We start from the raw sequence: 3,557 nt of genomic DNA, 5'->3' as shown, positions 1-3,557 counted from the left end.
TTTTTGGCGAGTCTGGCGGGTAGGAAGCGGCCGCGCAAGCGCCGCTTTGGGCACAGATCGGGCACAGATCGGGGGTTCATGCGTGGGTTTTCGACATCGCGGGGCCACGCAGCGGCTCAGTGCGTAGCCATTTCTCACCGAATCCCGGCACAGGGCCGAGCGCAGCCCTGCGGGGTCGTGGCCGCATCGGATCGGACTCTGGCTTGGCTGCCGGCTGTGTGGCCGGCACCTCGTCACGCGGCCGGCGGCGGCGCGCGCGCTGCGGGCCGGTAGTGCGCTTGCTCCAGCGCGCCGTGCTTCTCGAAGTGGGCGAGGATGGCGCGGATGGCGGTGGGTTCCTCGATGCTGGCGACGATCCGTACCGCGCAGCCGCAGTGGGCGCAGGTGGTGATGTCGATGGAAAAGACCCGCTTGAGCCGTTGCGCCCAGCTCATCGCACGGCGCTTCTGCTCGGGGCTGCGCGGCTCGTCGTGGGCGCTGACGTCCACTGGCGCCGCATCGCCCGCAGGCCGCTTGCCGCGCCCCGAGGGCGTCAGCTGCGCACGCAGGTTTGCATTCGGGGCGAATACGCCGTGGAAGCGGGTGAGATGCGCGCGAGGTGGCGGGACCAGTGCCGCCAGCTTGGCGATGAAGTCCACCGCATCCCATTCGACATGCGTGGTCCCATTTCGCCACGGCGTCTTGAGCTGATACCGCACCCTACCCTGCGGTGAGATCGACAGCCGCTGCTCGCTGATCGCCGGGCGCGTGATGTAGCGGCACAGCTTTTCGAGCTTGTGGCTTTCGTGTGCTTCCGCGGCCACGCCGGCATGCAGCGAGAAGCCGCCGACCTTGCCGGCATCGCCCTCCAGCGAGCCTGCGTCACCGGGCAATGTTTGCAGCGTGACGACCTTGCGGCCAGCGTCGCGACCGGTGGCGATGCGGTAGGTCATCGAACTCATCCGCAGCCCATCCATGCCGTCGTCGCTACCCGCGCTGTCGGACAGGAACACGGATTCGTCTTCGCCTTCGAGCCAGCCGCGGCGCGACAGGTGCCGGCACACGCGATGCGCGATGGTGTTGGCGAGCTGCGTCAGTTGCGCAGAGGTGGGGGCACGGGCGCGGCGCAGGCGCGGCTTGCGCCGCGGGGGCTCGACGTTCGCGTCGTACACGCCGTCGAGCCACAGCATGTGGAAGTGAACATTCAGGTTCAGCGCGCTGCCGAAGCGCTGGATCAGGGTCACCGCGCCGCATTGCGCGCTGGCGTGGTCGACGCCGACTTGATCGGCTAACCAGCCGGCGATGACGCGCTGCACGATCACCAGCACCGGGCCGATGGCCTCCGGCTTGCTGGCGAACAGGAAGCGCAGCGGGTACGGAAAACTCAGCACCCATTGCCGCACCGGCCGCGGGCCAAACACCTCCTCCACCAGGTGCCGCGCGCTCTCGGCCATGCGCCGCGCCCCGCAGCTGGGGCAGAAGCCGCGCTTCTTGCAGGAGAAGGCCACCAGCCTCTCGGCCCGGCACTGCTCGCACACCACGCGCAGGAAACCGTGCTCGAGCACGCCGCAGCGCAGGTAGGTCTCGAACTCCTCGCGCACATACTCGGGCAGCGAGCGGTCTTCTACCTCACGGCGCGCGAGAAAGTCCGGCCAATGCGCCTGCACCAGCGAATACAGCAGCGTGCGCTCGGGACGGTGAGGCGCATAGCGAGCCGTGGGCAGATGCGCTGCCGGCGACGTTGCGTGCGCCACGGCATCCTGCAGCTGCGACACGGTCGCGGCGAGGCGCGGCACGAAACACTCCGGTGCAGGGAATGGCTGCTCAGGCTTGCGCCCGCCCCGGCCGGTTCATATCGGCCTTTTCCGGTTTTCGTATCGGACATCGCCGCGCTTAAGACAGGGCGTTTCCCACGTCGGACGCCAGAAAGCACGAAGCCCGGCAAAAGGCCGGGCTTCGTGGTCACGCTTGCTTGCTGGAGGGCGCGGTTCGCCCGCTGCGCGGACGTCTTCGCGCCACCACTGGCGCGATGGGCGGACTTAGAAATCCATACCACCCATGCCACCCATGCCACCACCTGCCGGCATGGCGGGTTCTTCCTTCTTCGGCGCCTCGGCCACCATCGCTTCGGTGGTGATCATCAGGCCCGCGATGGAGGCGGCGTTCTGCAGTGCGGTACGCGTGACCTTGGTCGGATCCAGGATACCGAAGGCCACCATGTCGCCGAACTGGCCGTTGGCAGCGTTGTAGCCGAAGTTGCCCGAGCCGGCCTTCACTTCGTTGACGATGACCGAAGGCTCTTCACCGGCGTTGGTGACGATCTCGCGCAGCGGAGCTTCCATCGCACGCAGGGCGATGACGATGCCGTGGTTCTGGTCTTCGTTGGCGCCCTTGAGGTTCTCGATGGCCGCCTTGGCACGGATCAGGGCCACGCCGCCGCCCGGTACCACGCCTTCTTCCACCGCTGCACGGGTGGCGTGCAGGGCGTCTTCGACGCGCGCCTTCTTTTCCTTCATTTCCACTTCGGTCGCAGCGCCCACCTTGATGACGGCCACGCCGCCGGCCAGCTTGGCCACGCGCTCCTGCAGCTTCTCGCGGTCGTAGTCCGAAGAAGTTTCCTCGATCTGCGCCTTGATCTGGCCGATGCGGGCCTGAATGCGCTCGGCATCGCCGGCGCCGTCGATGATGGTGCTGTTTTCCTTGGTGATGACGACGCGCTTGGCGCGACCCAGATCGTTGATCGTGGCCTTCTCCAGCGACAGGCCGACTTCGCAGCACTGGATTTCCGTCCGCCGGATGCGGAGCAGTACCGTGGCGATACGGCATTGTCGGCGATGCCGCCCAAGCTGATCCTGGCACAGGCCATCGCCATGGCCCTCGACGTCAAGACCGTATCGGATGCGGAAGCGGATGCCGCGTTGAACACGTTGGCGACACGCTTCACCCGCAACATGGTCTGCGATCCGCGCAAGGTGCAGCCTGAGGAAGGAGGCGCGGGGCTGTACGTGCGCACCGGCGCGAACTGGTTCGGCGATGTCGCCGATCCCCGCCCGCAGATGCGCCGCTTCCCCGGAAAGGTGCTGGTGCTCCAGGGGCAGTGCGACTTCGTGCCTTACGCCGAAGCCTACGAGTACGTGGACCTGTTCCCCGACGCGCGTTACCGGTTCGTCGCCGGCGCCGGACACATCCTGTGGTGGGAGCGGCCGGATGCGTATGCGCGATCCATCGAGGCCTTCCTAGCCGAGGGGGGCGGAGATCCTCCGTAGCGTCTTGACCAGCATGAATCGCCCCGCTTCAGCGGAACTCGAACAATTCGTGCCGCAACCGGTCTTCCGCCACGCCGGTTTCCCGCATCAGCTGGCGCACCTGGTCCAGCAGGCCCTTGGGGCCGCAGAAGCTGATCTGCACCCCCGACGCTCCCGCCCGCTCGACCCGTTGCGCGAACTGCTGACGAAAGCCGGCTGACGACGGTCCCGTGGCGATGTCGATCAGTTCGACACCCCGCGCACGCGCCATCCCCGCCAGATCCACGGCGTCGGGAAGCTCGCGACCCGGCGTGAAGAAATGGAAGAAGGTCA

At 67.3% G+C, this 3,557-nt stretch carries 1 protein-coding gene and 2 pseudogenes; all 3 read right to left on the bottom strand.

Annotated elements, in window-relative coordinates:
• Nucleotides 1-233 precede the first annotated feature (233 nt).
• Nucleotides 234-1,775, bottom strand: a complete 1,542-nt coding sequence (locus OC534_RS19170; RefSeq protein ID WP_262072407.1) for a transposase — start codon at nucleotides 1,773-1,775, stop codon at nucleotides 234-236.
• A gap of 243 nt (nucleotides 1,776-2,018) precedes the next feature.
• Nucleotides 2,019-2,750 (bottom strand): annotated as a pseudogene (locus OC534_RS19165) (TCP-1/cpn60 chaperonin family protein); the annotation flags it as partial.
• A 523-nt stretch (nucleotides 2,751-3,273) separates the two neighbouring features.
• Nucleotides 3,274-3,557, bottom strand: a pseudogene (locus OC534_RS19160) (oxidoreductase); the annotation flags it as partial.

Source organism: Stenotrophomonas sp. Marseille-Q5258, from assembly GCF_946900935.1.
Taxonomy (GTDB): Bacteria; Pseudomonadota; Gammaproteobacteria; order Xanthomonadales; family Xanthomonadaceae; genus Stenotrophomonas; species Stenotrophomonas nematodicola.
This window is presented reverse-complemented; position numbering and strand designations above follow the sequence as displayed.